This is a genomic window from Pararhizobium sp. O133, from assembly GCF_051669845.1.
GTDB lineage: Bacteria > Pseudomonadota > Alphaproteobacteria > Rhizobiales > Rhizobiaceae > Pararhizobium.
On record NZ_CP196431.1, the window covers coordinates 72,205 to 98,051 of the forward strand.

Annotated in this window: 25 protein-coding genes; 11 read left to right on the forward strand and 14 right to left on the reverse strand. The window is 59.0% G+C overall.

Going from position 1 to position 25,847, the window contains the following annotated elements:
* Nucleotides 1–2: 2 nt before the first annotated feature.
* A complete protein-coding gene (minD, locus tag ACST81_RS28175; protein ID WP_438755008.1) occupies nt 3–818 on the forward strand; it encodes a septum site-determining protein MinD in 816 nt (271 codons plus the stop codon).
* Nucleotides 815–1,078, forward strand: a complete 264-nt coding sequence (gene minE, locus ACST81_RS28180; RefSeq protein ID WP_438755010.1) for a cell division topological specificity factor MinE — start codon at nt 815–817, stop codon at nt 1,076–1,078. The genes minD and minE overlap by 4 nt, the downstream gene beginning before the upstream one ends.
* Nucleotides 1,079–1,277: 199 nt before the next feature.
* Here the strand turns inward: minE and ACST81_RS28185 are convergent, their stop codons facing one another.
* From ACST81_RS28185 to ACST81_RS28210, 6 genes are all read right to left on the reverse strand, one after another.
* Complete coding sequence (locus ACST81_RS28185; RefSeq protein ID WP_438755012.1) at nt 1,278–2,345, reverse strand: lipocalin-like domain-containing protein; 1,068 nt, start codon at nt 2,343–2,345, stop codon at nt 1,278–1,280.
* A complete protein-coding gene (locus ACST81_RS28190) occupies nt 2,335–4,743 on the reverse strand; it encodes an ABC transporter permease (RefSeq protein WP_438755014.1) in 2,409 nt (802 codons plus the stop codon). The genes ACST81_RS28185 and ACST81_RS28190 overlap by 11 nt, the downstream gene beginning before the upstream one ends.
* Nucleotides 4,740–5,399 (reverse strand): ABC transporter ATP-binding protein, encoded by a 660-nt coding sequence (locus ACST81_RS28195; RefSeq protein ID WP_438755015.1) that lies wholly within the window; start codon nt 5,397–5,399, stop codon nt 4,740–4,742. Before ACST81_RS28195 ends, ACST81_RS28190 begins: the two co-directional genes overlap by 4 nt.
* A 172-nt stretch (nt 5,400–5,571) precedes the next feature.
* Nucleotides 5,572–5,727, reverse strand: coding sequence for a hypothetical protein (locus tag ACST81_RS28200; protein WP_438755017.1), 156 nt, complete (start codon nt 5,725–5,727; stop codon nt 5,572–5,574).
* Nucleotides 5,728–5,971: 244 nt separating this feature from the next.
* Nucleotides 5,972–7,228 (reverse strand): type II toxin-antitoxin system HipA family toxin, encoded by a 1,257-nt coding sequence (locus tag ACST81_RS28205; RefSeq protein ID WP_438755142.1) that lies wholly within the window; start codon nt 7,226–7,228, stop codon nt 5,972–5,974.
* Nucleotides 7,221–7,550, reverse strand: coding sequence for a helix-turn-helix domain-containing protein (locus tag ACST81_RS28210; RefSeq protein WP_438755019.1), 330 nt, complete (start codon nt 7,548–7,550; stop codon nt 7,221–7,223). Before ACST81_RS28210 ends, ACST81_RS28205 begins: the two co-directional genes overlap by 8 nt.
* Before the next feature lie 388 nt (nt 7,551–7,938).
* Here ACST81_RS28210 and ACST81_RS28215 point away from each other — a divergent pair, with 388 nt between their 5' ends.
* Nucleotides 7,939–9,141: a mandelate racemase/muconate lactonizing enzyme family protein gene (locus tag ACST81_RS28215; RefSeq protein WP_438755021.1), complete on the forward strand. Its 1,203-nt coding sequence runs from the start codon at nt 7,939–7,941 to the stop codon at nt 9,139–9,141.
* Nucleotides 9,142–9,161: 20 nt separating this feature from the next.
* On the forward strand, nt 9,162–10,079 hold the full coding sequence (locus ACST81_RS28220) for a DMT family transporter (RefSeq protein ID WP_438755022.1): 918 nt from the start codon (nt 9,162–9,164) through the stop codon (nt 10,077–10,079).
* A 98-nt stretch (nt 10,080–10,177) separates the two neighbouring features.
* On the opposite strand, the gene ACST81_RS28225 is transcribed toward ACST81_RS28220, so the two are convergent.
* The 4 genes from ACST81_RS28225 to ACST81_RS28240 form a co-directional block, all read right to left on the reverse strand.
* Nucleotides 10,178–11,182, reverse strand: a complete 1,005-nt coding sequence (locus ACST81_RS28225) for a TRAP transporter substrate-binding protein (protein ID WP_438755024.1) — start codon at nt 11,180–11,182, stop codon at nt 10,178–10,180.
* A 48-nt stretch (nt 11,183–11,230) separates the two neighbouring features.
* Nucleotides 11,231–12,508, reverse strand: a complete 1,278-nt coding sequence (locus tag ACST81_RS28230; protein WP_438755026.1) for a TRAP transporter large permease — start codon at nt 12,506–12,508, stop codon at nt 11,231–11,233.
* Nucleotides 12,508–13,041 carry a TRAP transporter small permease gene (locus ACST81_RS28235; protein WP_438755027.1) on the reverse strand — a complete coding sequence of 178 codons (534 nt, stop codon included), beginning with the start codon at nt 13,039–13,041 and terminating at the stop codon, nt 12,508–12,510. Before ACST81_RS28235 ends, ACST81_RS28230 begins: the two co-directional genes overlap by 1 nt.
* 537 nt (nt 13,042–13,578) lie before the next feature.
* On the reverse strand, nt 13,579–14,295 hold the full coding sequence (locus tag ACST81_RS28240) for a FadR/GntR family transcriptional regulator (protein WP_438755029.1): 717 nt from the start codon (nt 14,293–14,295) through the stop codon (nt 13,579–13,581).
* A 336-nt stretch (nt 14,296–14,631) separates the two neighbouring features.
* Between ACST81_RS28240 and denD the strand changes: the two genes are divergently transcribed.
* Nucleotides 14,632–15,615, forward strand: coding sequence for a D-erythronate dehydrogenase (denD, locus tag ACST81_RS28245; RefSeq protein ID WP_438755030.1), 984 nt, complete (start codon nt 14,632–14,634; stop codon nt 15,613–15,615).
* Between the two features lie 184 nt (nt 15,616–15,799).
* Nucleotides 15,800–17,584: an IlvD/Edd family dehydratase gene (locus ACST81_RS28250; protein WP_438755032.1), complete on the forward strand. Its 1,785-nt coding sequence runs from the start codon at nt 15,800–15,802 to the stop codon at nt 17,582–17,584.
* A gap of 139 nt (nt 17,585–17,723) precedes the next feature.
* Here ACST81_RS28250 and ACST81_RS28255 read toward each other — a convergent pair whose 3' ends face one another.
* A complete protein-coding gene (locus ACST81_RS28255; RefSeq protein WP_438755033.1) occupies nt 17,724–18,323 on the reverse strand; it encodes an alpha/beta hydrolase in 600 nt (199 codons plus the stop codon).
* A gap of 13 nt (nt 18,324–18,336) precedes the next feature.
* Complete coding sequence (locus ACST81_RS28260) at nt 18,337–19,269, reverse strand: VOC family protein (protein WP_438755035.1); 933 nt, start codon at nt 19,267–19,269, stop codon at nt 18,337–18,339.
* Nucleotides 19,270–19,665: 396 nt separating this feature from the next.
* On the opposite strand from ACST81_RS28260, the gene ACST81_RS28265 reads away from it, so the two are divergent.
* The 5 genes from ACST81_RS28265 (at nt 19,666) to ACST81_RS28285 (ending at nt 21,620) form a co-directional block, all read left to right on the forward strand.
* Nucleotides 19,666–19,875: a cold-shock protein gene (locus ACST81_RS28265; protein WP_037110252.1), complete on the forward strand. Its 210-nt coding sequence runs from the start codon at nt 19,666–19,668 to the stop codon at nt 19,873–19,875.
* Between the two features lie 191 nt (nt 19,876–20,066).
* Entirely contained in the window at nt 20,067–20,282 is a 216-nt protein-coding gene (locus tag ACST81_RS28270; protein WP_438755036.1) for a hypothetical protein, read from the forward strand.
* 241 nt (nt 20,283–20,523) lie between these two features.
* Nucleotides 20,524–20,904, forward strand: coding sequence for a DUF6481 family protein (locus tag ACST81_RS28275; RefSeq protein WP_438755038.1), 381 nt, complete (start codon nt 20,524–20,526; stop codon nt 20,902–20,904).
* 216 nt (nt 20,905–21,120) lie between these two features.
* On the forward strand, nt 21,121–21,306 hold the full coding sequence (locus ACST81_RS28280; protein ID WP_438755039.1) for an AbrB/MazE/SpoVT family DNA-binding domain-containing protein: 186 nt from the start codon (nt 21,121–21,123) through the stop codon (nt 21,304–21,306).
* Nucleotides 21,300–21,620 (forward strand): type II toxin-antitoxin system PemK/MazF family toxin, encoded by a 321-nt coding sequence (locus ACST81_RS28285; RefSeq protein WP_438755144.1) that lies wholly within the window; start codon nt 21,300–21,302, stop codon nt 21,618–21,620. The genes ACST81_RS28280 and ACST81_RS28285 overlap by 7 nt, the downstream gene beginning before the upstream one ends.
* 15 nt (nt 21,621–21,635) lie before the next feature.
* Here the strand turns inward: ACST81_RS28285 and ACST81_RS28290 are convergent, their stop codons facing one another.
* Both ACST81_RS28290 and treZ read right to left on the reverse strand, forming a co-directional pair.
* Nucleotides 21,636–23,765, reverse strand: a complete 2,130-nt coding sequence (locus tag ACST81_RS28290; protein WP_438755146.1) for a mechanosensitive ion channel family protein — start codon at nt 23,763–23,765, stop codon at nt 21,636–21,638.
* A 144-nt stretch (nt 23,766–23,909) separates the two neighbouring features.
* Nucleotides 23,910–25,718, reverse strand: coding sequence for a malto-oligosyltrehalose trehalohydrolase (gene treZ / locus ACST81_RS28295; RefSeq protein WP_438755041.1), 1,809 nt, complete (start codon nt 25,716–25,718; stop codon nt 23,910–23,912).
* Nucleotides 25,719–25,847: the final 129 nt, after the last annotated feature.

Below are 25,847 nucleotides of genomic sequence, written 5' to 3' on the forward strand. Positions count from 1 at the left end.
CAATGGGCAAGGTAATCGTTGTCACATCGGGCAAGGGTGGCGTCGGCAAAACGACATCGACAGCCGCACTCGGCGCGGCACTGGCGCAGAATGGCGACAAGGTCGCGGTGGTGGACTTCGATGTCGGCCTGCGTAACCTCGACCTCGTCATGGGCGCCGAGCGGCGTGTCGTCTACGATATTGTCAATGTCATTCAGGGCGACGCCAAGCTCACGCAAGCGTTGATCCGCGACAAGCGCTTGGAAACACTCTATTTGCTGCCTGCCTCCCAGACCCGCGACAAAGACAATCTGACGCCGGAGGGCGTCGAAAAAGTCATCGCCGCGCTCAAGAATGCGTTCGACTGGGTCATTTGCGACAGCCCGGCGGGTATCGAGCGCGGCGCGACACTTGCCATGCGCCATGCGGACGTCGCTATCGTGGTGACCAATCCGGAGGTCTCTTCGGTGCGCGATTCCGATCGCATCATTGGCTTGCTCGATTCCAAGACCCTGAAGGCTGAAAATGGCGAACGCATCGAAAAGCACCTGCTGCTCACGCGCTATGATGCAGCCCGCGCCGAGCGTGGCGACATGCTGAAGGTGGATGACGTCTTGGAAATTCTGTCGATCCCGCTGCTCGGCATCATTCCTGAAAGCATGGATGTATTGCGTGCTTCCAATGTCGGCTCGCCGGTCACCCTAGCGGACGGACGATCGGCTCCCGCGCTCGCCTACTTCGAAGCGACGCGACGTCTCAAGGGCGAAACCGTGCCGGTCACCTTTCCCGGCGAAAAGCGCGGCTTGCTCGGCAAGATCTTCGGAAGGAAGGCGGCATGAACCTGTTACGCTTCTTTTCCCGCACCCAGTCTGGCCCTGCGGCCCGCGAGCGACTGCAATTGCTTCTCGCTCATGAACGCGCCGCGACCGGCGACGTCGATCTCGTCGGCAAGTTGCGAGACGAGATCCTGAAGGCGATTTCCAAGCATATGCAGATCAACGACGAGAATGTCAGCATAAAGATGGAACGCGGCCCGCAGGTTTCGACCCTCGCCGTCGATATCGAGATCCCTTTTGATGGCGTGACGAAGGCGGCCTGACGGCCGCCCTCGCAAAACACCGACCTTTTCTCCGTTCAGCATCAACAGGCGATTAAAAAATTCACTGTAAGCAGAGATGTGCGGCCATTCGATCTTGGTGCGCGCGTGGTAAGGATTCGACTTTAGACGGTCCGAAACATCCCACGCTTACAAAACGTGTTTATCTGACCCGGCGCCGTAACCCTGGAGCGGCACCGGTTCAGTAGCCCGTCATCTCTAGATAGCCCTGCCCCGATGTGCTGCCGTCGATCTCGATCGGCCCCTCCCAATAGGGCGTCGAGGTCGCCATCCAGGCCTGATCATTGAGCGCCTTTACTCGGATATCGAGCCCCCGGCTGGCAATCCTCACCCTCCACTCGACTGGTATCGATCTGCCGTCGACCTCTGCGGTCCGCAGCGGCTCCAGCGAGACGTCTTGCGAGTTGAGGAGAGAGGCCTCGCCGTCGGCTCCGATCCAGTTTGCCGAGATGTAGCCCTGCCCTTTGTCGCGGAGCCGAAATGCCATGACCTTCTCTCCAGAGGCCAGATGCAAGGAAAACCAATCCCAACCTGTTTGGTCCGTCGCCAAAGGCTGTGACGACCACTCTCGGTCGAGCCACGCTTTTCCCGTCACCTCATGGGGTTTGCCATCCAGTTCGATCCTGCCGCGAACCTCGTAGAACGGCTGTGAATAATAGTGGCTCGCTTGGCCGGCCGCGGACTTGACCGAAAAACCCTGATCGCCCTGAAGAACCAGCGGGCCTTCAGCGTCGAGCGTCAGATCATAGGCGAAATCGGGGCTTTTCGCAGAAAGTCCGAGATGGTCCATTTCATCGTTCGACCCAGTGCCGTTGCTCTTCATCTGCCAATCGTCGATCCATGCCTCGAACGGCGCACCATTTACTCCTGCCTGCCCAACCCCGCCACGCGCCAGTCGCTCGCTCACATAATGGCGGTCCGCGGTTGTGACGGCGGCGTGCCCGATCCAGACTTGCGGGCTCGACCAGCCCAGGCGCTCTTCAGGAGCAAGCGCCGAGCGGAACAGCGTCCATTGGACGCCCATCTTCCTGCCGTCAGCGGTCTGCAGGTTGGCCGTGACATACCACCATTCGATCCGGAAATCGGGGTGTGGTCCATGATCCCGCGGAAACTCCAGTTTGGTTCCCCTATGCGGCACCGTGAACCCGTCGGCGTCCGACCCGAGCCCTGCAAAGCCTTGAGCAATGACCGCGACGGGCAGGAACAGGTACACGGCCAAGACCGCGAGAAGGATCGGTCTACCGTTCATTTGCGAACACCTTCAGAAGATCGGCGGGATCGGTCTTTGCAAGCATATGTATCGGTATCGCAACCGATAGGGCGGCGGCGATCAGAGCGACGATACCGAGCCTCAACCAGTCCATCGGGAACAGAATCATCGGCAAGCGCCATCCGAACGCCTCGACATTGATGATCGCCAGCAACACCCAGGCGAGCGCCAACCCAACCGGGATCGACGCAATGAAGGTCGCAAGCCACAGAACAAGGGTTCGAGCGACCTCGATGAGCGCAAGGTCGCGGCGGCGAAGCCCCATCGCCCACACAGGCGCAAGCTGCGGCAGCCGGAGTGATGACAATGTCAAAAGACTCGAAAACATCGCGAACCCGGCCACGGCCAAGGTCAGCAGGCTGAGCGCTCCCGTCACCGCGAATGTCTGTTCGAAGATTGCCGTCGATTGCCGCTTGAGGGACGCCTGATCGACAATGTTGCCTTGAGGAATATCAAACTCTTCGCTGAGCTTTCTTCTGAAGTCTGGCACCCGCGCCGGCTCCATGCGCAAGCCGTATCGCAGCCTGGGGACATCCGGGTAATGTTGGACCAAGGCGTCCAGACCAATGATGATCTGCCCTGCCGGATTGCCGTAGTCGGAAAACACGCCGACGACAGTTGCTTTCCAACCACCGGGGAGTTCGATTGGAGCGCCAAGCGCGGCTTTTCCAGATCGCCAAAGCTGCTCATTCACCAAGGCGCCGCGCCCGTTGGCAATTTCGTCCCATGTTGTTGGCGATCCAGCGATCAGCGGCCAATGTTCGCGATAGGTTGGATCATCGACCACGCCAAAAATCTGCATCTCCTGTCCAACCACCTCGCCCTGCGTGCTCCAGATCGGCAGGACGGCTTTAACCTGATCGGGAAACCATTGCCGAAGACGCTGAGCCTCGGCCTCATCGCGCGCCGTAACATATACCTCTGCGGCCAGGCGCTGATCGAGCCAGCCGAGGAACGTGTGGCGAAAGCTGGACACCATGGTACCGACACCGATATTGGCCGACAGGGCCAGCAGCAGTGCCATGAGCGCGAGGGAAAGACCTGGCAATTGCTGATGCGTGTCAGCCCAGAACCACTGAACAAGGACATGTTTCGACGCCCCCTGCCCTAACGCCATCATGACCGCCAATATCGGTGGCAAGATCAACGCCGCCCCAAGAAGGAGAGCGGCAAGAACCGCAAACCCGGTATAAAGGCCGTTTCCGAGCAGGATCATGAGAATGGCTGCCAACAGGAGAAGCGCGCCGATACTCGCCTGCACCGTCAGGCTTCTCGTCGAGGCTCGGGCCCAAGCCCTCTGTTGCGCCACCGCGAGTATCGGCATCTTCCAGACCCGCCAGAGATGTTGAGCCGAAGAGAGTGCCGTGCCGGCAAGAGCGATCGCCAAACCGGCCAACCACCATTCCGGTCTTAGTGAAAGCGCGCCCGGCACGCTTGCGCCGTAGAGCCCACGCAGTGTCGCCGCGACACCGGGCAAGAGAGCCGAGGCCACGAAATACCCGAGAACAACGCCGATAATTCCCGACAAAAACGCGTAGACAATCGTCTCGACCACCAGCATTGCCGTCAGGGAGCGAAGGGAAACTCCGAGCGACCTGAGAGTCCGGAATGTCGAGCGGCGTTGCTCGAAGGAAAGGCCGGTGCTTGAATAGACAATGAACAGGCCGACGATGAAGGCAAGGAAGCCGAAGGCCGTGAGATTAAGATGAAAACTGTCGGTGAGCCGAGCAACGTCAGGAGCCTCTCCAGCATCTTTCAGCGAAAGTTCGGGGACAAGCTGATCAAGGGGTTCAAGACCGGGTCTCTGCGACCGCGCGACGACGATCCTGCTCAGTTCCGCGTTGCGGTTCAGCAGACGGCCGGCAATCCCGATGTCAACAAAGGCCGCACCATCCGGAAGATCGGCGCCAATCTTGACCTGAAGGTCCTGTGTATCCTTCAGCCGGGCGGCGGTCGCAGCCGAAACCAGCAATTGCCCGGGAGGGCCAAGAAAATCCACAAGCTCGGCGGCATTCGAAACCGGGGACACGTTTCCTTCGGGCGGCATGCTCAACGGATCGATGCCAATGAGCCTGATACGGACCTGGCCAAACCTGTAGTCACCTTCGATCACAGGAGCTACGTTCCAGCCCGCTCGTCGCAGCTTCACATAGGAAAGGAGCGCAATCGGCCCGCCATCCTCGGCAAAGAGTTGGTCGAAATCGTTCTGTTCAAGCACTGCCGCGGCGCGCCCGTAGCTTGCCCTGGCTTCGGCATTGATCGCCTGCACGCCAGACCACAAAGCTGTCGCAAGCGCCACACCCGCAATGAGCGTCGCCAATTGCAGCGGGCGGTAGCGCCAGTGCGAAAGCAAGGCCCCAAGCGCGATCCGGTTCATGCGGCAACCTTCCCGCCACTCAGCGTGATCCGGCGGTCAAGCTTGTTCGCCAGTCGACTGGAATGAGTAACAAGAAGAAGCGCGATTCCCGCCGATTTCGTAAGGCGCAGCATGATATCGAGAGCGATATCCGCCGTACTTTCGTCGAGATTGCCTGTCGGCTCATCCGCCAGAACGAGAGGTGGTTTCGCTGCCAAGGTCCGGCCGATTGCCACGCGCTGCTGCTGTCCGCCAGAGAGTTGCTCTGGGTAGCGTTGCAGGAGTTGGCCGATCCCGAGCGCCTCGACGAGTTCTGTTTCCCAAAGAGGATCGAACCGGCGAGCGAGCTTGGCATGGAAGGAGACGTTCGCTTTGACGTCAAGGCTGGGAATGAGATTGTACTGCTGGAAAATTACCCCGACATCGGTTCGTCGGAAGCCAGCACGGCCAGCGTCGTCGAGTTTGTTGATCTCTCGCCCGCTCACCAGAATGCTGCCGCTATCCGGCCTGTCCAACCCGCCCGCAAGGTGAAGGAGAGTGCTTTTTCCACTCCCCGATTCCCCTGTCAGGGCGAGGGTCTCGCCTCTCGCAAGGTCGAGGCTCACCCCCCGGAGTACGGAAATTTGCCCCTCGGCAGTTTGATAGGACTTTGTGATGTCTGACAGCGAAAGGATCATAAGGGTCTCGATCTACTAACTCCGTCACCTATCTAGAGCATCGTTCCCTTAATACGACCCAAAAAGAGAACCCGCAGAGGGGGGCGGCTGGCTCCAACGCCTATCGTGAAAGCCGACAGTCAATTGGAGACCGACCCTCTCTACCTTGGATGGCGCGAAAGGGTTCCCCGTTTCATGCCGCAATTCTACGGGCAGCCTTGTCGGCCTTTTTCTTATCCTCACCGAATTCCTCAAGGATCTTTTCCGCATCCTCGACTTCGATCCGATGTTTTTTGGCGAACATCACGATTTCTCGGCGGGGCGTAGCCGCCTCCTGAAGCTTTTCCATTGTATTCTCCTGATTTTTAAGAGCACTGGCGCATGCGCCCGGCGTCGATAAGACAGATATGGGCATCGACAAGGTCATTTACCAGCCCGCCATCGGCTGCCACCATTTTGTGAAGCCGGCCTTTCATCGATTTCGTCGCCGAATTCCAGACGAATGCCGTAACGCATCATTGTAAAGTCGGGCTGGATAGTTCACCTAGGCTCAGACTTTAAACCAATTGTGCGTCGGTCAGCCCGGCGCCGTCTCATTGGTTCGCGCAGGTGCTGAGTATAGGCGTCATTACCCTGACATGCTCGTCGATTCGCTCAAGCACGTTTTGGTGAACGACAGCCCTTTCCGGTAGGCTCCACCAATGCTGATTTACACGCTCGACGATATCGACAACTGCCTTGAGCACCGCGGGCTCCGGCAACCTTGCACGATGGGCGAAAACCTTCCAGCGTTGCGCGTTGAGCGCCTTGAAGGCGCGTTCTCCGCCGAGCGACAGCGCCATTGTGTCGGCGGGAATATAGGGGACGGTCGATAAGACGTCATAGATCGGCGCCAACCGCGGTTTGTTGCCGTCGCCAGGGTAGATCAGCGACCAGTTTTTCAGATGCATGTCGCCATTGCCGGTGATCGCCGCCAAGGCCAATCGGCGCACGAATTCCAGGGCGGCTGCAGACGAAACCGCGGCGCCGAGAGCTGCGGCTATGTCGTGGTACGCGGCTCCCTCGTATTTGCGCGAGGGATAGACGCTAAAGACCTGGGCGAAGTCCTCGATATGGATGCGTTCACCAGCGGAGCCACGGTCGAAACGTTTGACCAGCAGGGCTTTGCCGTCCGACAGCGTATCGAATTCCTCGGGAATCCCTTCGAAATCAGATTTCTCGACGAGTTCACGGTCCGGCACTTCCGTACCGATAGCCGCAGCCAGTGCAAGATTGGCATATTCATTTTCGGAGACGCCAGGAAACGCGGTTGAGGGGAACTTGGCGATGTACTCTCCCTGCTCGTCTCCCATCGGCAATGTCAGACCGCCACCCTTGCCAGCGTTCTTCATGACGGAGAGCTTCATTTGCACGCCTGCGAGGGAAAACCGGGCTTTCGGTCTATTCCTTGGGATGTCCTCGACAACTCCCGTCGTGCCATCGCTCGGCACGACACGAACGGCGCCCGGCAAATCTCCACCGAGCGCGGCCAACAGATCAAAGTCGTTGCCCGCGCGCACAGTGCCTGCATGGTGTTTCTCCATCGATTCGCGCAGCTTGTCTTCAGGAAGTAGATTGGCGAAGAATGCCGGCAAAGTCCCTGCAAGGGGCTTGGGATCCTTGCGCAATCCTCCTGTCACTGACCGGAACGACAAGCTGAGGATCGGATAACCGCCCGTCGCGCCATAGGCTTTATCAAAGCTGAAAGCAACGAAATCGCCGGGTGTCCTGACAATAGTGCCGATCTTCAGATCGTTCAGCAATACGTCCAGCGAAGGGATGGTTTTAGGAGCCCGATATATCTTAGTCATGATCTTCATCGTCGGGACGGGATACAAAGGCGGGAAGATCGTCGTCGTCATGCGGACGCAGCAGGGCGTCTACCGCTGGAACCATTGCTTGTGGGATCAACATCAGCTCCAGTCCCAATGCGCGGACGATATTCATAAGGGTTGTTGCCCGCGCTGCGGCGGCCCCCGTCTCGATATCGCGATAGCGAGGACGCGATATACCCGCCAGGCCGGCGACCTGTTCCTGCGTCATCTCCGAGGCCAATCTTGCCTTTTTCAACACGTGCCCGATTTCGAGCAATGCTTCTGACTCTGTCCTCATTGCGACGCCTATACAGCTCATTGAATAGATTCTTGAACCCTATGGGTATCTTTTTGATTCGTGTTGTCAAGCAGATAACGATCTGTTGAAGTATCATATCACTCTAAATGAGATGAAAACATATCATTATATTTGATGTGATCAACTGAAAGTCCTCCGCGTGAAGCGGCTAGGCAGCGCTAATGACCGCTTCTGCAGCGGGGCCGTTGAAATCCCCATCCAATCGTGGAGAAACGGTCTTTGCAAGCGCTTGGCGTTGAAGATATCGCGCCGATAAAGCTGCTGGGGAGCGTTCGTCGCCAGGATGACGTTTGACGCGTGTAAAAACCATCTCCGTAACAAATAGTCGGTTGAGTTCGACCTAGCTTGCCGTAACAATCGATGGTGGAAAAGCCGATTGCGAGGATTCATGAAGATTACCCGTCTCGAAACCGTGCGCATCGCGGAGCGTGCCAATCTTCTCTGGGTTTTGGTACATACCGACGAGGGACTGACAGGGCTAGGAGAGACCTTCTTCGGCGCGGAAACCGTCGAAGCCTATGTTCATGAATATATTGCGCCGCGCGTTATCGGCCGCGATCCCCTGGAGATCGACAGGCTTGCCGCCGATCTCGTCGGCTATCTCGGCTTTCGATCGTCAGGCGCAGAAGTCCGCGGCAATTCCGCCTTCGACATCGCCCTTTGGGACCTTTTCGGCAAGGCGACCGATCAGCCTATCGCGCAACTGCTTGGCGGCTTCACCCGCCGCGAAATTCGAACCTACAACACCTGCGCCGGTACCGAATACATCAAGAAGGCGACGGGCCAGACGACGGCCAATTACGGCCTTGCGGATGGAAAAGGCTATGACGATCTGAATGGCTTTCTGCACCGAGCCGATGAACTCGCCCATTCGCTTCTGGAAGAGGGCATCACGGCGATGAAGATCTGGCCGTTCGATGCGGCGGCGGAGAAGACGCGTGGGCGCTATATTTCCATGCCCGACCTGAAACAGGCGCTTGTCCCCTTCGAGAAAATTCGCGCTGCGGTCGGCGATCGGATGGACATCATGGTGGAATTCCATTCGATGTGGCAATTGTTGCCGGCGATGCAGATCGCCAAGGCACTGACGCCATACCAGACCTTCTGGCACGAAGACCCGATCAAGATGGACAGCCTCGCAAGCCTCAAACGCTATGCGGAGGTCTCGCCCGCGCCGATTTCGGCTTCGGAAACCTTGGGATCGCGCTGGGCTTTCCGCGACTATCTCGAAACCGGCGCCGCAGGCGTGGTGATGCTCGACATCAGTTGGTGCGGCGGACTATCGGAAGCGCGCAAGATTGCTGCGATGGCGGAAGCCTGGCACCTTCCGGTGGCGCCGCATGATTGCACCGGTCCGGTCGTGCTGTGCGCCTCCACCCATCTCTCTCTCAATGCTCCGAATGCGCTTATCCAGGAAAGCGTCCGCGCGTTCTATAACACATGGTACCGCGATCTGGTCACGGCCCTTCCCGAGGTCCGCAACGGCATGATCACCGTTCCGCCCGGCGCCGGCCTTGGGATGGAGCTCAATCCGGAACTCGAACGGGCCTTCACGGTCAGCCGCCGGGTCTCCGACAGATCTTCGATATGAACCGTCGGCAAGGAAAATCCATGACCACTACCGAAACAATGGCCGGCAGCCGCCTGAACTCGGTCGCCGGGCCGGCACTAATGCTGCTCGGCATGCTGATGTTTGCCTTGAACGACGCGATGGGGAAATGGCTTGTTGCCAGCTACGGCCTCGGCCAGGTCATCCTGATCCGAAGCCTGGCCGCGCTGCTCATCCTGTCGCCGTTCCTTTGGCGCGGGGGATGGAAGCCGATTGCCAAGGCAGAACGTCCGCTGATGCAGGCATCGCGGGTGCTGTTCTCGACGATGGAGGTGTTCTGCTTCTACTACGCCGTCATGTATCTGCCGCTGGCTGACGTCATGACCTATTGGCTGGCTGCTCCAATCTATGTCGCGGCCGCCTCGCCGCTATTGCTCGGCGAGAGGGTCGGCTGGCGGCGCTGGACGGCAATCTTCATCGGTTTCATTGGCGTTATCATCACGCTTGAACCGTCAAGCGCGATGTTCACGATGCCCGCCGTCATTTCGATCGTCGGCACCTTCGCCTTTGCCTTCATGTTGCTGTCGGGCCGTAGCCTGCGTTCAACCCCGGACAAGACCCTGGTCCTGTTCCAACTCGGCGGAGCCGGCCTTGCCGGCCTCGTCTTTGCTCCGTTCGACTGGACGCCATTGAACTCGGCACCGGAATTCGCGCTGCTGTGTCTTCTGGGGGGTGTCGCGATGGCAGCACACATGCTGGTCAACCGCGCGCTGAAAATCTCCGATGCCGCGACCGTCGCGCCGCTTCAATATACATTGCTTCTCTGGGCGATCGTTTTCGGCTGGATCTTCTTCGATGACGTTCCCGGCCGCAGCATGATGATGGGTGCGGCGCTGATCATCGGATCCGGCATGTTCATCTTCTTTCGCGAACAGCAATTGAAGAAGCGCCAACCGGACCGCCCGCTGGACGTGCCCTGAACCGTCTGAAAGCCACTTGCCGGAAAGCAGAAGGCCCACGGGCGTATGCCGTGGGCCTTCGATGTCATGATGCCGCCGGAGTGCGGCATATCGCTGGTTTACTTGCGGATTTCGGCAAGCTCGGCGAGGATCGCGTCGACGACGTTGGCGCCGATTTCAGCCTTGTGCTTTTCGTACACGACCATCGACTTCTCGCGGATACGCGCCTGCTCTTCCGGAGAAAGAACATTCACTTCGAGGCCCGCGGCCTTGATCTTCTCCAGCGACTTCTTGTTCAGATCACCGATCACCTGACGCTCAACGTCACGGCCGACGACCGCGCATTCACGCAGGGCCGCCTGCTCTTCCGGTGCGTAGGTATCGAAGATCGCCTTGGAGAACAGGAACAGGAACGGCGTGTAGGCATGGTTCGTCTGGGTGACGTATTTCTGCACTTCGAAGAACTTCGAGGTGTCGATCGTCACGTAGGGGTTTTCCTGGGCATCGATCGTCTTGGTTTCCAGTGCCGAGAAAACCTCACCGAAGGCCATCGGCGTCGCATTGGCGCCAAGGTTCTGGAAAGTATCGAGGAAGACGTTGTTCTGCATGACGCGAACCTTCATGCCCTCCAGGTCCTCCCACTTGGTGACCGGGCGTACGGAATTCGACAGATTGCGGAAGCCATTTTCCCAATAGGCGAGATTGACCAGGCCGACCGCAGCCAGTTTCTCGTCCATCATCTCGCCGAACTTGCCGTCGAGAACCTTGTAGGCCTCGTCCGCAGTCGAGAAGAGGAACGGCAGGTCAAATACGCCGAGAGCCGGCTCAATGCCGACGAGCGGGGACGAGGAAGTCACGACGGCTTCCTGGACGCCGGAGCGAAGCGCCTGGGTCGCCTGAAGATCGCCGCCGAGAGCGCCACCCCAGAATGCCGTCATCTTGAGTTTGCCGCCTGACTTTTCATCAAGGCATTTCTGCATGGCCTCGATACCGTTGCCGACCGGGTGATCGGCATTGATGCCGTTGGAAACGCGGATATTGCGCTCGGTGAACTCGGCTGAGGCCGGCGACGCCAGGGTAAAGACGAACGCGATGGCAGTGGTGGTCAGAAGCAGTTTTCTCATATTATCCTCCCATGGATTGTTGAGTGAGAAGCCTTGGCCCGATGACTGTCAGTGCAGCCAGCGAGCCGGTACGATGACCAGGTCCGGAAACAGGACCAGGATCATAAGCACGAGCGTTTGAGCAAGCAGGAACGGCCAGACACCGACGGTTACCTTTCCAAGCGGAACACGGCCGACGCCACTGACAACATTGAGAACGACGCCGACCGGCGGGGTCAGCAGACCGATGCAATTGTTCATGATGAACAGGACGCCGAAATAGACCGGATCGATGCCTGCTTGCTTGATGACCGGCATCAAAACCGGCGTCAGAATCAAGATCGTCGGCGTCAAATCCAGCGCGGTGCCGACGATCAGCACCAGGATCATGATGACGAACATCAGCAAGGTCGGACGATCGATCAGCGGCTGGATCAAGCCCGCGATCTCGGACGGAATGTTCGCCGCTGTGATCAACCAGGCTGAAACGAGCGCGGCGCAGACCAGGAACATGATCACGGAGGTCGTCTTGGCCGCCTGCAGGATCACATGCGGTAGCGTTTTAAACGAGAGCTCCCGATAGATGAACAAACCGACGAAGAGTGCATAGGCCGCAGCGATGACCGCCGCCTCCGTCGGCGTTACCACGCCGGCCTTGATTCCGCCCAGGATTATGACCGGCATGCCAAGCGCCCAGAGCGCACGGCCAGTTGCCTGAAGGCGCTCCCTCCTTGATGCTCGCGGCAGCGCCTCGACCTTGTCCTTGCGCACCACAATCAGCCACGTGATAACCAGTGCGATGCCCATCATCAGGCCAGGCACGATGCCGGCCATGAAGAGTTGCGTGATCGAAACGTTGGCAGCCACGCCAAAAACGATGAACGCCATCGATGGCGGAATGACTGGCGCGATGATGCCTCCGGCAGCGATCAGACCGGCCGATCGTGGCACGTTGTAACCGGCCTTGGCCATCATCGGGATGAGAATGGCCGCCAGCGCAGCCGTATCCGCAGCGGCTGAGCCGGAGATGCTTGCCATGATGAGCGCGGCGACAATCGCCACAATACCAAGGCCGCCCCGGATATGCCCAACGCAGGCGATGGCGAAATCGATGATGCGCCGTGACAGACCGCCGGCGTTCATCAGTTCGCCAGCCAGAATGAAGAACGGGATGGCGAGAAGCGTGAATGTATCAGCGCCGGCGATCATGTTCTGAGCGATGATCTGGGCGTTGAACATGCCCATGTACCACATCAGGATGACGCCGCAGAACATTAGCGAGAATGCAACCGGAACCCCGATCGCCATGGCCCCGAGCAGGGAGCCAATGAAGACGAGAAGAGTCATCAGGTACGCTCCGCCATCTGCTCGAGAGTGAGGTTTTCACCTGCAAAAGCTTCGATTTCGTGCTCAGTCACGCGACCCGTCAACAGACGGACGAGACGTTCCAGCGCAATGATGGCACAGCCGGCGCCAGTGAAGAAACCGCTGCCATAAACGAACCCCATGGACAAACCGGTCACCGGTGCTTTCATGCTCCAGTTGATGGGCAATTGCATCCAGGTGCCCCAGAAGAAGATCGCCGAACAGGCAATGATCACCAGATTGCTCACGATCATGCAAATGATGCGGCCCCTGCGGCCGAAAAGTGCGACCAGGGTTTCAACACCCAGGTGGCCGTGTTCGCGGAATGTCACCACGGCGCCGATGAATGTCAGCCAGACGAAGAAATAGCGTGCCAATTCGTCTGAAACCGTAAGTCCGGAATTCATCGCGTAGCGTAGAACGACGTTCACGAAAACCATGATCGCCATTCCCGAAAGCAAGGCAATCAGCAGGACCTCAAGCGCTTTGTAAAATAGATCGATTGCCTTTTGCACTCGCTCCCCCTTTATATCTCTACAATAGGCCCGTTTGGCGAGATGGCTCATTAGAGCCCCGACGCTAAAGGTCCATTCCGGGCAGGCATCGCTGCGACCCACCCAGTTTACCAGACGCCGACATCCGAATGTCGAAATTTCCACGCGATCGCTGGTTGCGGTTGAGCGACTGGCGGGCCAGTTCGGTGCTTTCCATGAGCATCGCAATTGGTGATAGATTCGACAATCGACTGCTACGAACCAGAACCGGACCATCGGCTGCCTTCGACCGAACGCGACCGATCAGACGCGCACCTGCGGCATCGTCGGGCAAGTCCGAAGCATCAAGCGATCTACTGGAATACAACTCCCACCTCCCCCGCGTCCACCACAGTCGGCCCTCCCGCCGCACCGCAAGATGTCAGGCTGTCTGACAATGGTAGCGCTACCTTCTAGTCATAGTTTCTTCGGCTGTCCAGTACGGAAAGACGACATGAAAGCCTGCGGCATCGATGCATCGGCGGTCCCTGAAACGACATATGCAACCTCGCAGGATTTTCAGCTGGCCTCAAGCGGCAGATCGAGACGACTGGCGGCGCCGAGCAAATGCTGCTTCATCGCATCTCGCGCGTTTTGCGGGTTCCGACTTGCGACGGCGTCACGGATAGCGACATGCTCCGCAATTGTTACCTCAATAATTTCCTCAAGAATCGCAGTAGCCCGCGCGGCGTTGATGGCAAGGCTGATCCGCTCTGCAATGAAGCCGACGAACAATGCAAAATACTCGTTGCCGGTCGCCGCTGCAATCACACGATGGAAGGCAAGGTCGGCAACAATCCCCTGATCCGTCCACTTGTCCGTACCCGTCATCGCCGCAAGAGCAGTATCAAGCTTCGCAAGGTCGGCTTCGACATGGTGGATCGCCGCGAGCCCCGCGGCCTCGATTTCCAAAGGCATACGCAACTGGAAGAGATCGCGAAAGATCGCACGGTCATGAAGATCACTCTGCTCGATACGGATCGACTGGCGCGCCTTGATCTCCGTTGCAAAGGCCCCAACGCCTTGGCGCGTCTCCACCAGTCCTTCGTTGCGCAACTGGGCGATTGCCTCGCGCACCACCGACCGGCTGACTCCAAAACTGCTGGCCAGAAAGTGCTCCGTCGGCAGCTTGCCTCCCGGCAGGATGCGGCCATCCGTAATCTCGCGCGCGATCCGCGCGGCGATGCGCGAGGGCAGATGCTCGTTGCGCCTTAATTGTCCAAAATCCAACGACATGCCCTGCTCGCCCCTGTGAAACTTCCCGACTTACCATTGACGCTCGAAATTCAGTTGGCATCCCGGATTCATCACGAGCTGCGGGTCGATGGCATTTTTCAATGCGGTCAACAACTTTCGCCGAACTGCCGGCAAGCGTACCTCGTTCCGCTTTGCATGCTCCCCGCTTTTCGCGCTCGGACAACACAATCTGGAATGGAATCTGTCCAAGCACGACAAGCAATAATTCTGTTTTCAAACGCACGATATACGGTTATCAGACAACCTTACAATAGTCTTGTTTAACGCTGCCGCGGTGTTGTTTGAAGTCGGCTCGCAAAAGTGGAGGGAAACGAGTTGCATATCCTGATTATCGGCGCAGCCGGGATGCTCGGCCGCAAGCTTGCTCAACGGCTGACGAATGATGGAACCCTCGGCGATCGTCCGATCGCGGCGATGACGCTGGTAGATGTGGTCACCCCCGAAACGCCTGAGGGCTTCAGGGGCAAGGTGACGCTCGAAACGGCGGATCTTTCTTCTCCGGGCGAAGCCGCCAGGCTCATCACCGGCAGACCCGACGTCATCTTCCACCTGGCGGCCATCGTCTCCGGCGAAGCGGAACTCGATTTCGACAAGGGTTACAGAATCAATCTCGACGGCACGCGCTATCTCTTCGATGCGATCCGGATCGCCAACGGCGAGAGTGGTTACAAACCGCGCGTCGTCTTCGCCTCGTCGATCGCAGTCTTTGGCGCTCCCCTGGCCTACCCGATTTCGGACGAGTTCCACACCACGCCGCTGACGAGCTACGGGACGCAGAAGGCGATCTGCGAACTGCTGCTCTCTGACTATTCGCGCCGGGGTTTCTTCGAGGGCATCGGCATTCGTCTGCCGACCGTGTGCATCCGCCCGGGCAAGCCGAACAAGGCAGCCTCCGGCTTCTTTTCAAACATCCTGCGTGAGCCGCTGGTTGGGCAGGAGGCGGTCCTGCCCGTTTCCGACGATGTGCGCCATTGGCATGCCTCGCCCCGTTCGGCCGTAGGGTTCCTCATCCACGGCGCGACGATCGACGTCGTCAAGGTCGGCCCGCGCCGCAACCTGTCGATGCCGGGCCTCAGCGCCACTGTCGGACAACAGATTGAAGCGTTGCGCCGCATCGCAGGTGAAAAAGCAGTGGCGCTCATCCGCCGCGAGCCCGACGAAATGATCATGCGCATGTGTGCTGGCTGGGCTCCGGGCTTTGAAGCCAAGCGCGCCACCGCCCTTGGCTTCAAGGCCGAACAGTCGTTTGACGAGATCATCAGGGTGCATATCGAGGACGAACTGGGAGGCAGGCTCTGATACCGGAGTTTACACCGTCGGGGCGGTCGTCGCGATGGCTGAACTGTTCAACCTCCTGCTGCGCTTGCTTCCATGGTGCGCGACGAACTCCGTGACTTCATAGCCGACGGCAATGGCGATATCGACCGCAGCGGCCTGTTGCTGCATATCGAAAATATAAATTACTATCAGGGGAGACAAACCGGTGAGCGATGACAACAAGCAAACCCGCAGACTTCGTTCGCAGGACTGGTTCGACAATCCAGACCATCTCGACCTGACCGCGCTCTATCTGGAGCGTTTCATGAATTATGGGACAACACCGGAGGAACTCCGCGCAGGCAGGCCGATCATCGGCATTGCCCAGTCGGGCAGCGACCTGAACCCGTGCAATCGTCACCACATCGAGCTCGCCAAGCGTCTTCGAGACGGGATTCGCGACGCAGGCGGCATTCCAATCGAGTTTCCAACCCATCCGTTGTTCGAGAACTGCAAGCGTCCGACTGCGGCCCTCGACCGTAATCTGGCTTATCTCGGCCTTGTCGAAATCCTCTACGGCTATCCGCTCGACGGCGTCGTGCTGACGACCGGATGTGACAAGACAACGCCATCGGCGCTGATGGCGGCATCCACCGTCGATATTCCGGCAATCGTCTTTTCCGGCGGTCCGATGCTCGATGGCTGGCATGACGGCGATCTTGTCGGCTCCGGCACGGTGATCTGGCGTTCACGCCGCAAATATGCTGCCGGCGAAATCAGCCGTGAAGAATTCCTGGAAGCGGCGCTGGATTCCGCCCCCTCCATCGGTCACTGTAACACCATGGGCACCGCGTCCACCATGAACGCCATGGCAGAAGCGCTCGGCATGTCGCTGACCGGGTGCGCGGCCATTCCGGCCGCCTATCGCGAACGCGGCCAAATGGCCTACCGAACCGGCCGTCGTGCGGTCGAACTGGTGCTCCAGAACATTCGACCGTCGGACATCCTGACCCGCGCTGCCTTCCTGAACGCGATCAAGGTCAACTCCGCGATTGGCGGCTCGACCAACGCCCAGCCCCACCTGATGGCGATGGCGAAGCATGCCGGCGTCGAACTTCATCCCGACGACTGGCAGGTGCACGGCTTCGACATCCCCTTGCTCGCCAATATCCAGCCGGCAGGCGCTTACCTTGGCGAGCACTTTCACCGAGCCGGCGGTGTGCCTGCGGTCATGTGGGAGTTGCTCCAGGCAGGGAAGCTCGACGGCAATTGTCCAACGATCACCGGGAAGACCATGGCCGCCAATCTCGATGGGCGCGAAGCCAACGACCGCGACGTGATCAAGCCCTATGGCGAACCGATGCGCGAACGGGCCGGCTTCCTTGTTCTCAAGGGTAACCTTTTCGACTTCGCGATCATGAAGATGAGCGTGGTGTCGGAAGACTTTCGCCGGCGATATCTGAGCGAACCGGGCAAGGAAGGGGTGTTCGAAGGAAAGGCGGCCGTATTCGACGGCTCCGAGGATTATCACAAGCGGATCAATGATCCGTCCCTGGATATCGATGAGCGCACGATCCTGGTGATCCGGGGCGCCGGGCCGCTCGGCTGGCCAGGATCGGCTGAGGTGGTCAACATGCAGCCCCCGGATCACTTGATCAAGAAAGGCATTCTCAGCCTGCCGACGATCGGCGACGGTCGACAATCCGGCACGGCCGACAGCCCGTCGATCCTGAACGCTTCTCCGGAAAGTGCCGCCGGCGGGGGCCTTGCCTATGTGTGCAGCGGCGACATCATCCGCATCGATTTCAATCAGGGCCGATGCGACATGCTGGTCGATCCGGAAGAGATCGAGAAACGTAAGGCGCAAGGCATTCCCAATGTTCCAGCGGACGCCACGCCCTGGCAGATGATTTACCGCCGTACCGTTACGCAGCTCTCCGACGGCGCAGTCATTGATGGCGCCCCTGACTTCCGGAAGCTTGCTGAAAAACTGCCACGGCACAATCACTGACGACACGAATCGTCAGCGTCCATCGCGTGAAACTCAAATGCGAACGTTCAACACAATCCCCTCGCCGCGTGGATGCGCGGCGACTGGATCCCTGCCAAAGGCGAGGATTGGCTGAGGAAACATGGGCGTCCTCCGACATTCACCCCAGAAACCGTTGAACGGCCTCGATTTCGTTCTGGCGGATGTCGTGGCCGCCGGTATGCCATTCGGTTTCCACGCTGGCCTTCTGCGCGGTAAAATAATCGGCAAGGTCCTGTGTCAGCGGGGCCGGACAGATCGGGTCGCGCTGGCCGGCGGTGATCAGGATCTTTTTGCCGGCAAGCGCTGCATTGGCCTTCGGCTTGAAGGGAATGAGCGGATGCAAGAGAACAGCCTTGGAAAACAGGTCCTTTTCGATCAGTAGATTGGCAAGGATGTTCGCCCCGTTGGAAAAGCCGAGCCCGATCACCTCGGACGCCTTGTGTTCATCGGTAAGTTTGCACACGAAGCCAGCCATCTTGTCGGTTGCCCGCGCAAGATCGGCCATGTCGTAGACGCCCTCGCTGGTGCGGCGGAAGAAGCGCGCCGCTCCGTGCTCGGACACGTCACCGCGCGGCGAGACGATCGTCGCGTCCGGCAGCAGGTCGCCGCCGAAATCGAAGAACTGCCGCTCGTCGCCGCCGGTCCCGTGAAAGACGAAGAGGATCGGGTTTCCCGGTGCACCGGCCTTCAACCGGTGCACATAGCCATAATCGGTCATGATATTCTCTCCTTTACCCGTCGAGCTTTGGCAGATGCTGTTCGAGGATCGGCCGCAGGTGCTTGTGCTGCTGCGGCAGTTTCAGGGCCTCGCCGAGATGCGCTGTATCCTCGTCGCGATCGAAGCCGGGTTCGTTGGTGGCGATCTCGAACAGCACGCCACCCGGCGTGCGGAAATAGATCGCCCAGAAGTAGTCGCGGTCGATCACCGGCGTGACGTGATAACCGGTGTCCATCAGGGCCTTGCGGACCTCAAGTTGCTTTTCCCGGTTTTCGACCGAGAAGGCGACGTGATGCACCGAGCCCGCGCCCTGCAGGCCGCGCTGGATGTTGGGCATGGTTTCCAGATCGATGAGACCGGCGCCATTGCCGCCGGGAACGATCAGCCGCGTGACGCCATCCTTGGTGTCGAGCGTCTCGTAACCCATATATTTCAACAGTTCGGCGGTTGCCCCTTCGTCGCGCAGACGCATGGCGACCGAATGGAAACCACGGATGGCGTGGTTGGCCGAAACCCCATTGGCGGTCCAAGCCGTGCGGCTGTCGTCGCGGACTTCCACCAGCGCGAAACCGTCTCCGTCAGGACCGGCGAAGTTCAGACGCTTCTCGCCAAAGGTCTCTTCCGCCTTCAATCCGGAAACGCCGCGCTTCGACAGACGGTCGCTCCAGAAACCGAGCGAGCCTTCCGGAACGGAAAATACCGTGGTGCCGACCTCGCCCGTGCCCGGACGGCCCAGTCCCATGTCCGGAAACGGAAAATAGGTTATGACCGAACCGGGCGCTCCGGTCTCGTCGCCATAGTAGAGATGGTAGACATCGGGCGAATCGAAGTTGACGGTCTTCTTGACGCGGCGAAGACCAAGCGTATCGGTGAAGAACCGGTTGTTGGTGCGGGCATCCGCCGCCATCGAGGTGACGTGATGCAGTCCCTTGATCTGAGTGAGCATGATCTGGTCCCTTTCTGCCGGCTTGAAAACCGGGCTTCGTTTCGCCGGTATAGATGTGCTTTTCCGGGGCATGGCGATAGACATGCGGGATTGGACGGATTGTCTTCAATGATTGAACGATGAAAGAGGACTGTTCGATGCTCAACGCCTAATGATGAACGGCGGGAAGAAAAAACCATTGCAACTATAAGGCAAGGATCCGAGCCATTCAAAAACTAAAAGTTGACAAATGAAAAACGGCAGCCTATATGAACATCTATCGATAGTTGTTTGACTGATATTTGTTTCTGCCCGCGCTTGGCGCGTCTCTGACGAACTTCCCCTTCAAAAATCGAGATGACTAATCGCCGTGCGTCGTACGGTGATGGATACATGTTGCTATTGAAAGGGTTCATCATGACCACTGGCACAGTTAAATGGTTCAATTCCACCAAGGGCTTCGGCTTCATTCAGCCTGACAACGGCGGTCCGGACGTTTTCGTCCACATCTCCGCTGTCGAACGTGCCGGCATGCGCGAAATCGTCGAAGGCCAGAAGATCGGCTACGAGATGGAACGCGACAACAAGTCGGGCAAGATGTCCGCCTGCCAACTCCAGGCCGCCTGAACAGGCCCGCTTGAATAGGATGACGTCTCTCCGGTGACCACGGATGTACTGGCACTGCTGACGAGGCGACATTCGATGAGAGGTCAGGCAATCGCCTGGCCTTTTTTCGTGGCCGACAGGCCGCAGCCGCACATTGCGTTCGACAGACTGATCTGGACGGATGCACCTGTGACAGCCCGAAGGATACCATCATGACCGAGAATGCATCGAAAGCCCGCAACGAAGCGGAATCCGCTTTCAGCATAACCCAGACCCAGTTCATGGCCCGCAACCGGATGATGTCCGAGATCGACACCGCGGCCGCCGAGCGCGATGCCAAAACCCGTCGGCTTCGGGAACTGCGGCTGGAACAGGAAGCCAACGCGCCTGCGAAAATTTCCAAGGCGAAAAAGACCACAAAACGTTGATCGTATCGTTTCCCCCTTGCGGCCATCGAAAAATTGCTGCAATGGGCTTGGGATCACCGGACGTTTGATGCGGGCCGCGCATCGCGAATGCGAAAGTCGGCGACCCCATCTGTTTTTACGGCGATCTCCCCCTATTTTTCGGGGACGCAAACTGCGAGTTCAAATGTGCTGACTGTCGTGGCGGATTTCCTTCGCCATTCGACGCGGCCGATACCAAATCGACGAACAAGGACGACCGAGATTGAGACACGCATCCGATAATGGCTTTGCCGATCGGCGCAAGGCCGCAGCTGAAGCCAAGCAGCAGCTTCTGAAGAAGTTCGCATCGGCACCGAAGGCAGACGACCCGGCACTGGCTGTAAAGCTTGCCGAGCGTCAGGCCAACGCGGCAGCACGCGAGGCGCGCCGCGCCGAACGTGAACGCCTGAAACAGCAGGAAAACGAGCAGAAATTGGCGGAAGCGGCAGCACGTGCCGCCGCCGCCGAAGCTGAGGAAAAGGCTGAAGCCTTGGCCCGCGAACAGGCGGAACGCGACCGTATTACCCGCGTCATTTCCGACGAAGCCGCCCGCAAGGCCGAACGCGACCGTCGCTACGCCGCCCGCAAGGCTCGCCAGAAATAATGCTCTGCGAAGCCAAGTCCGGATGAGTTCATCCCGCCATTCGGTCTTTGGCAGTTGCATACCGAGTTTACAATCGACCCGTTACAACATTGTTATAACGGGTCGATTGTCGTGGTATAATTGCCCTGTCATTCGACGGGAGAATGCGATGTTGAGCGCGGTGAAAAAATTCGGCAATTCGTCGGGGTCATCATTCCCAAACCACTTCTCCTGGAAGTGGGCGTCGAAGCCGGTGACAGTGTCGAACTCAAGGTCGAAGCTGGACGGATCGTCATCGAACGCGTGATAAACCCACCGCGCCAAGGCTGGGCTGACGATGCGAAACGGCTGGCCGCGAACGAAGACGACACGCTCGACTGGCCGGAATTCGGCAACGAAGAAGACGAAACCCTGAAATCGTGAAACGCGGCGAGGTCTGGCTTGCAGCCCTTGATCCAACGGTTGGCGGCGAGAGCCAGAAAACGCGACCGTGCCTGATCATTTCACCTATTGAAATCCACGACCATCTGCGCACGGTCATCGTCGCGCCCATGACATCCGGCAGTCGCCCGGCAGGCTTCCGCGTACCGGTGATGTTTGAGGACGTCAGCGAGCTCATCCTTTTGGAACAATCCCGCGCCCTCGACAAGCAACGGCTTGTCAAGCGGCTCGGCTCAGTCTCCGACAGCGTTTTGAAGCAAGCCCTGAAGACGCCGCGCGAACTCTACGAGGCATAATCCCCGCCGACGTCATCAGCCTTCCTCACCGCCTTCGGCCAGCTTCTTTTGATCCATCGCGGTCTTCACAGCTATAGCGGCGGCGGCGGCGGACGTGTCACCGCCGGCGACCTGAACGGTCGGTGATGCAAAGACGACGCCGTTGGTGGCGAAGACCTCGCGGATCATCATATAGGCTTTCCGGCGGATCATCGTCTGGTAACCCGGCTTGGTCATCATCGCAAAGATCAGGCTGATGCCATAGTCGCCGAACTGATCGACGCCCTTCATCTTGACGGTTTCGATGATGAAGGAGCCGTATTCCTCGTCTTCAAGAAGCGCGGCACCGACACCCTTGACCATTTTCCGAACCTTGTTGATGTCCGTATTGTAGGCGACCGAAATGGTAAACTTGTCGATCACCCAATCGCGGCTCATGTTCTGGACCGCACCGAGCGTGCCGAATGGGACGGTGAAGACCGGGCCGCGATGATGCCTGAGCCTGACCGAGCGGATGCTGAAGGATTCGACCGTGCCCTTGTAGCTGCCACTCTGGATATACTCCCCAACACGGAAGGCATCGTCCATCATGTAGAAGACGCCGCTGATGACATCCTTGACGAGCGTCTGCGAGCCGAAGCCGATCGCCACACCGAAAATCCCTGCGCCGGCGATCAACGGACCGATCTGAACGCCAAGGCCGGAGAGAACCATCAGCACCGCAATCACCGAAATGACGACTGCCAACGTGGTTCGCAGCAGCGGCAGCAGCGTCAGCAGCCGCCCATTTCGCGCCGCATGGGCGGAGTCTTCGGAGACGGTCACTCTCGCCTTTTCAAGCGTCTTGTTGATCACCGCCTTGGCGATCTGCCAGAGGATGTCGGCAACGAGCAGGATGACCGCGCCGGCGAGAATGCCCTGGATGATCCGGTCTGTCATCGCCTCTGCGGAAAGCATGTTTGATCGGGTCTTGACGATATAGCCGAGCCAGATCACCGCAAGGGTAATGATCACTGCCCGCGCGCCGCGCTCAACAAGGACTTCGATCACGGGATTGCCGCTGCCCGGCACGTCGGGGTCACTGGCAAAGGCATTCTTCGCAGCCGCAGTGGTGACCTTGAGCAGACCCGGCAGGATAAGCGCATAGATGCCAATCCACAGGACGATGATCAGCCCCGCCACCCAGAGCACCCAGAGAAGGCAGAGATAGAAGGTCAGCGCCCACTCCACGGCGCCACGTCCGTGCGGCCGGGCAATCGCCGCCGGGCGGTTCCAGACGGTTTCGATGGCAACCAGCAACAAGCCAAGTCCCAGAGCATAGACCACGACGCCGCGAACCGCCGGCGCGATATGCAGCGCCGACATGAAGCCGGCAAAGGCCCAGCCGGCAAACAGGATCGAGGCGAACCAGAAGATGCGGTGATACCAGAACGCGCCGGATGCAGGGTCGAGAGGTACCAGTCCGGATGTGGGCGACAGGCCGTTGGCCGATGCAGGGCCGACCAGCAGCACCCGGGCGATGCGGATGACGAAGCGGCACGCGATAACCCCGAGAAGCAGAGGCAACATCAGCGCATCAAGCAGCGGCGGCCATGTCATGGCCATGAAAAGGCCAAGGCTCGCCAGGCTGAAGGCGATCAGCGGCGCGAGCAGCGCGAACAGATGCCGGCCGGCGTTGTGCAGCGACTTCTCGCCTGCTCCGTCCGGATGCGCCAGGGCGGCATGAAGACGGCTGCGACGGGCAATGCGCGCGAACAGCCATTCCGCCCCAAGGCCGATCAGGACCAGCGTCAGGAACAGTAGAAACACACCGCCGGGACCATGGCCGTTGATATCGGCGGCGATCGTGCCGCCGGCGCGCATGAATTCGGAGGAGACCTGTGGGATGGCCTGACGGATATCATGAAGATGCTGGCGAACCCGGTTGCCCCAGACGCTGACCTGATCCGCCGACATATCATCGGCAGGTGCGGCAGCGGGCGGTGTCGTGCTATTGTCGAGCAGAGCCCGGATCTCGGGGTCATCGAGCAGCTTGATCAGTTGATCGACCTTCTCGGAGGAAACGGTCGACGATGCCGGCGGCGTTGCGGTTTGTGCCAAGGCAGGCTGCACAGCAAACACGGCCATGCCGGACAGCACCACCGCCATGACCCAGAGTTTCGACATTATTCCCCGGATCTGAAGAACCTTTTCCAAGCGCCGTCCCCTCAAACTCATACGCCCACTTCTGCACGTTCGTGCAATTCAGAGAGTTAGAGCATTGCGCGTACACTTTGTCACCTGCCGATGAGTACAGGCGCCGAAAGCCGGTCACCCGACTGCGAGGGAGAAGAACATCTGGTTGGGCAATAGCAAGGCATCGGCTGGAAAGTTGCGGTTCGGTCCATCCGCGTAGAAAATCTCGCCGTTGATCGGCGGGGCCGTGGCAGGATTCTTGCCCAGATTGGCGCGCAGTTGCAGATGACCAGAACCCAATATCCAGTCTACCGCCAGGATTCCGTCAGTTGCAGCGACCAGCCGTGCCGAGCAATTGTCATCATCGGCTCTTGCCAACAGGGGCACCACGAATTGGTTTCGTAACCGGATGAGGTCCCGCATGAACATCATCCAGTCCTGCCCCTCCGGCATATCGGGCTTCGACCAGTCGAGTTTCGAGGCCAGCATTGTCTGCGCGGCATTCGGGTCAGGCAAATCTGCCTCGGTGCAACCGGCCGGCAGGCCGCCGAAATTCTCGGCTTCCGCCACCCGCCCCTTGCGAACGGCGTCCGCGAGTTCGCCGGTATAGTCGGTGAAAAAGAGAAATGGCCGCGTTTCGCCGAATTCCTCGCCCATGAAAATCATCGGAATGGATGGCGACAGTGTGGTGATGGCCATCAGGGCGCGCAGCATTTTCTCCGGTACAAGCGAAATCAGCCGCTCGCCAAAGGCACGGTTGCCCATCTGGTCGTGGTTCTGCAGGAAATTGATGAAGGCGGCGGGTGAAACGGCAGCGTTTTTCCCGCCAGCAGGCTCGCCAGGAAAGACATAGCCATCTGCCAGTGCGCGGCCGACCTTTTCCAGCGGGTTGGCGGCGAACCGGCTGTAGTGGCCCATGGTTTCGCCCGTCGCAAAGACATGCACGGCATGATGAAAATCATCGTTCCAATCGCCGTCATAAAGCCTGGCAACCCCGGCCTGCCGCGCGCGGCGCAAATCGGTAAGGTTTCTCGGATCCTCCGTGATCAGATGAATGTGGCGGTCGCCGAACTGTTCGCGGATCCGGTTGGCGATCTCGACGACCACGGACGAATCGCTGTCGTCGTCACCGATGCGATCGACCGCATCGAAGCGCAGTCCGTCGAGGCGGAATTCGCCAAGCCAATAGAGAGCATTATCTATGAAATAATCCCTGACGGCAGGCTGCTCGAAGGCGATGGCGGCGCCCCAGGGCGTATGTTTGTCGGCATGAAAGAAACCGGGCGCATAGAGAGGCACGTAATTTCCTTCGGGGCCGAAGTGATTGTAGACGACATCGAGAACGACCATCAGGCCGTAACCATGGGCCGCATCGATCAGGGCTCTCATGTCGTCGGGCGACCCATAGGCATTGTGGGGGGCATAGTGGAAGACGCCATCATAACCCCATCCCCTTTTCCCGCCGAAATGCGCAACGGGCATGATCTCGATCACCGTGATGCCGAGCGCCGACAGATGCGCAAGCTTTTGGATCGCCGCGGCGAATGTGCCTTCCGGTGTGAATGTGCCGATATGAAGCTCATAGATAATCGCCTCATGCCACGGACGTCCGCGCCAATCGCCATGTTTCCATGCATAGGAACGCGGATCGACGATGAGCGAGGGACCATGGGCATCGTCGGCCTGCGCGCGGGATGCCGGATCCGGAGCCGTCGTGCCGTCCTCGAGCACATAGGAATAGGATTGCCCGGCATCGACGTCTGAAACAACGATGTCGAACCAGCCATCCGTGGATGAGGACATGGCCAAGTCTCGACCGCCCAGGCGGAGATCAACCCGTTTCTGATCAGGGGCCCAGATCCGAAAACGAACACGCCCCTCTCCGACGAAGTCCGTCCCCCACGAATTGATCGTTGATTTCCTGTCCGCCTTGGTCAAATCCATAAATGGCCTCTCTTATAGTGCTGATTTTTCGCCCCGTTTCCAACCGTGCATCACTGGAAAAGTTCCCGCTCGATGGAACAAATGATGCGCCGCACAATTCTCTTGCGCAGGATTTTGAAATCAGGGGAT

Excerpts from the sequence above, each read along its gene's own strand:
- minD (WP_438755008.1), top strand. The coding sequence starts at position 3 with ATGGGCAAGGTAATCGTTGTCACATCGGGCAAGGGTGGCGTCGGCAAA.
- minE (WP_438755010.1), top strand. The coding sequence starts at position 815 with ATGAACCTGTTACGCTTCTTTTCCCGCACCCAGTCTGGCCCTGCGGCC.
- ACST81_RS28185 (WP_438755012.1), bottom strand. The coding sequence starts at position 2,345 with ATGAACGGTAGACCGATCCTTCTCGCGGTCTTGGCCGTGTACCTGTTC.
- ACST81_RS28190 (WP_438755014.1), bottom strand. The coding sequence starts at position 4,743 with ATGAACCGGATCGCGCTTGGGGCCTTGCTTTCGCACTGGCGCTACCGC.
- ACST81_RS28195 (WP_438755015.1), bottom strand. The coding sequence starts at position 5,399 with ATGATCCTTTCGCTGTCAGACATCACAAAGTCCTATCAAACTGCCGAG.
- ACST81_RS28200 (WP_438755017.1), bottom strand. The coding sequence starts at position 5,727 with ATGGAAAAGCTTCAGGAGGCGGCTACGCCCCGCCGAGAAATCGTGATG.
- ACST81_RS28205 (WP_438755142.1), bottom strand. The coding sequence starts at position 7,228 with ATGACTAAGATATATCGGGCTCCTAAAACCATCCCTTCGCTGGACGTA.
- ACST81_RS28210 (WP_438755019.1), bottom strand. The coding sequence starts at position 7,550 with ATGAGCTGTATAGGCGTCGCAATGAGGACAGAGTCAGAAGCATTGCTC.
- ACST81_RS28215 (WP_438755021.1), top strand. The coding sequence starts at position 7,939 with ATGAAGATTACCCGTCTCGAAACCGTGCGCATCGCGGAGCGTGCCAAT.
- ACST81_RS28220 (WP_438755022.1), top strand. The coding sequence starts at position 9,162 with ATGACCACTACCGAAACAATGGCCGGCAGCCGCCTGAACTCGGTCGCC.
- ACST81_RS28225 (WP_438755024.1), bottom strand. The coding sequence starts at position 11,182 with ATGAGAAAACTGCTTCTGACCACCACTGCCATCGCGTTCGTCTTTACC.
- ACST81_RS28230 (WP_438755026.1), bottom strand. The coding sequence starts at position 12,508 with ATGACTCTTCTCGTCTTCATTGGCTCCCTGCTCGGGGCCATGGCGATC.
- ACST81_RS28240 (WP_438755029.1), bottom strand. The coding sequence starts at position 14,295 with ATGTCGTTGGATTTTGGACAATTAAGGCGCAACGAGCATCTGCCCTCG.
- ACST81_RS28255 (WP_438755033.1), bottom strand. The coding sequence starts at position 18,323 with ATGACCGATTATGGCTATGTGCACCGGTTGAAGGCCGGTGCACCGGGA.
- ACST81_RS28260 (WP_438755035.1), bottom strand. The coding sequence starts at position 19,269 with ATGCTCACTCAGATCAAGGGACTGCATCACGTCACCTCGATGGCGGCG.
- ACST81_RS28265 (WP_037110252.1), top strand. The coding sequence starts at position 19,666 with ATGACCACTGGCACAGTTAAATGGTTCAATTCCACCAAGGGCTTCGGC.
- ACST81_RS28270 (WP_438755036.1), top strand. The coding sequence starts at position 20,067 with ATGACCGAGAATGCATCGAAAGCCCGCAACGAAGCGGAATCCGCTTTC.
- ACST81_RS28290 (WP_438755146.1), bottom strand. The coding sequence starts at position 23,765 with ATGTCGAAACTCTGGGTCATGGCGGTGGTGCTGTCCGGCATGGCCGTG.
- treZ (WP_438755041.1), bottom strand. The coding sequence starts at position 25,718 with ATGGATTTGACCAAGGCGGACAGGAAATCAACGATCAATTCGTGGGGG.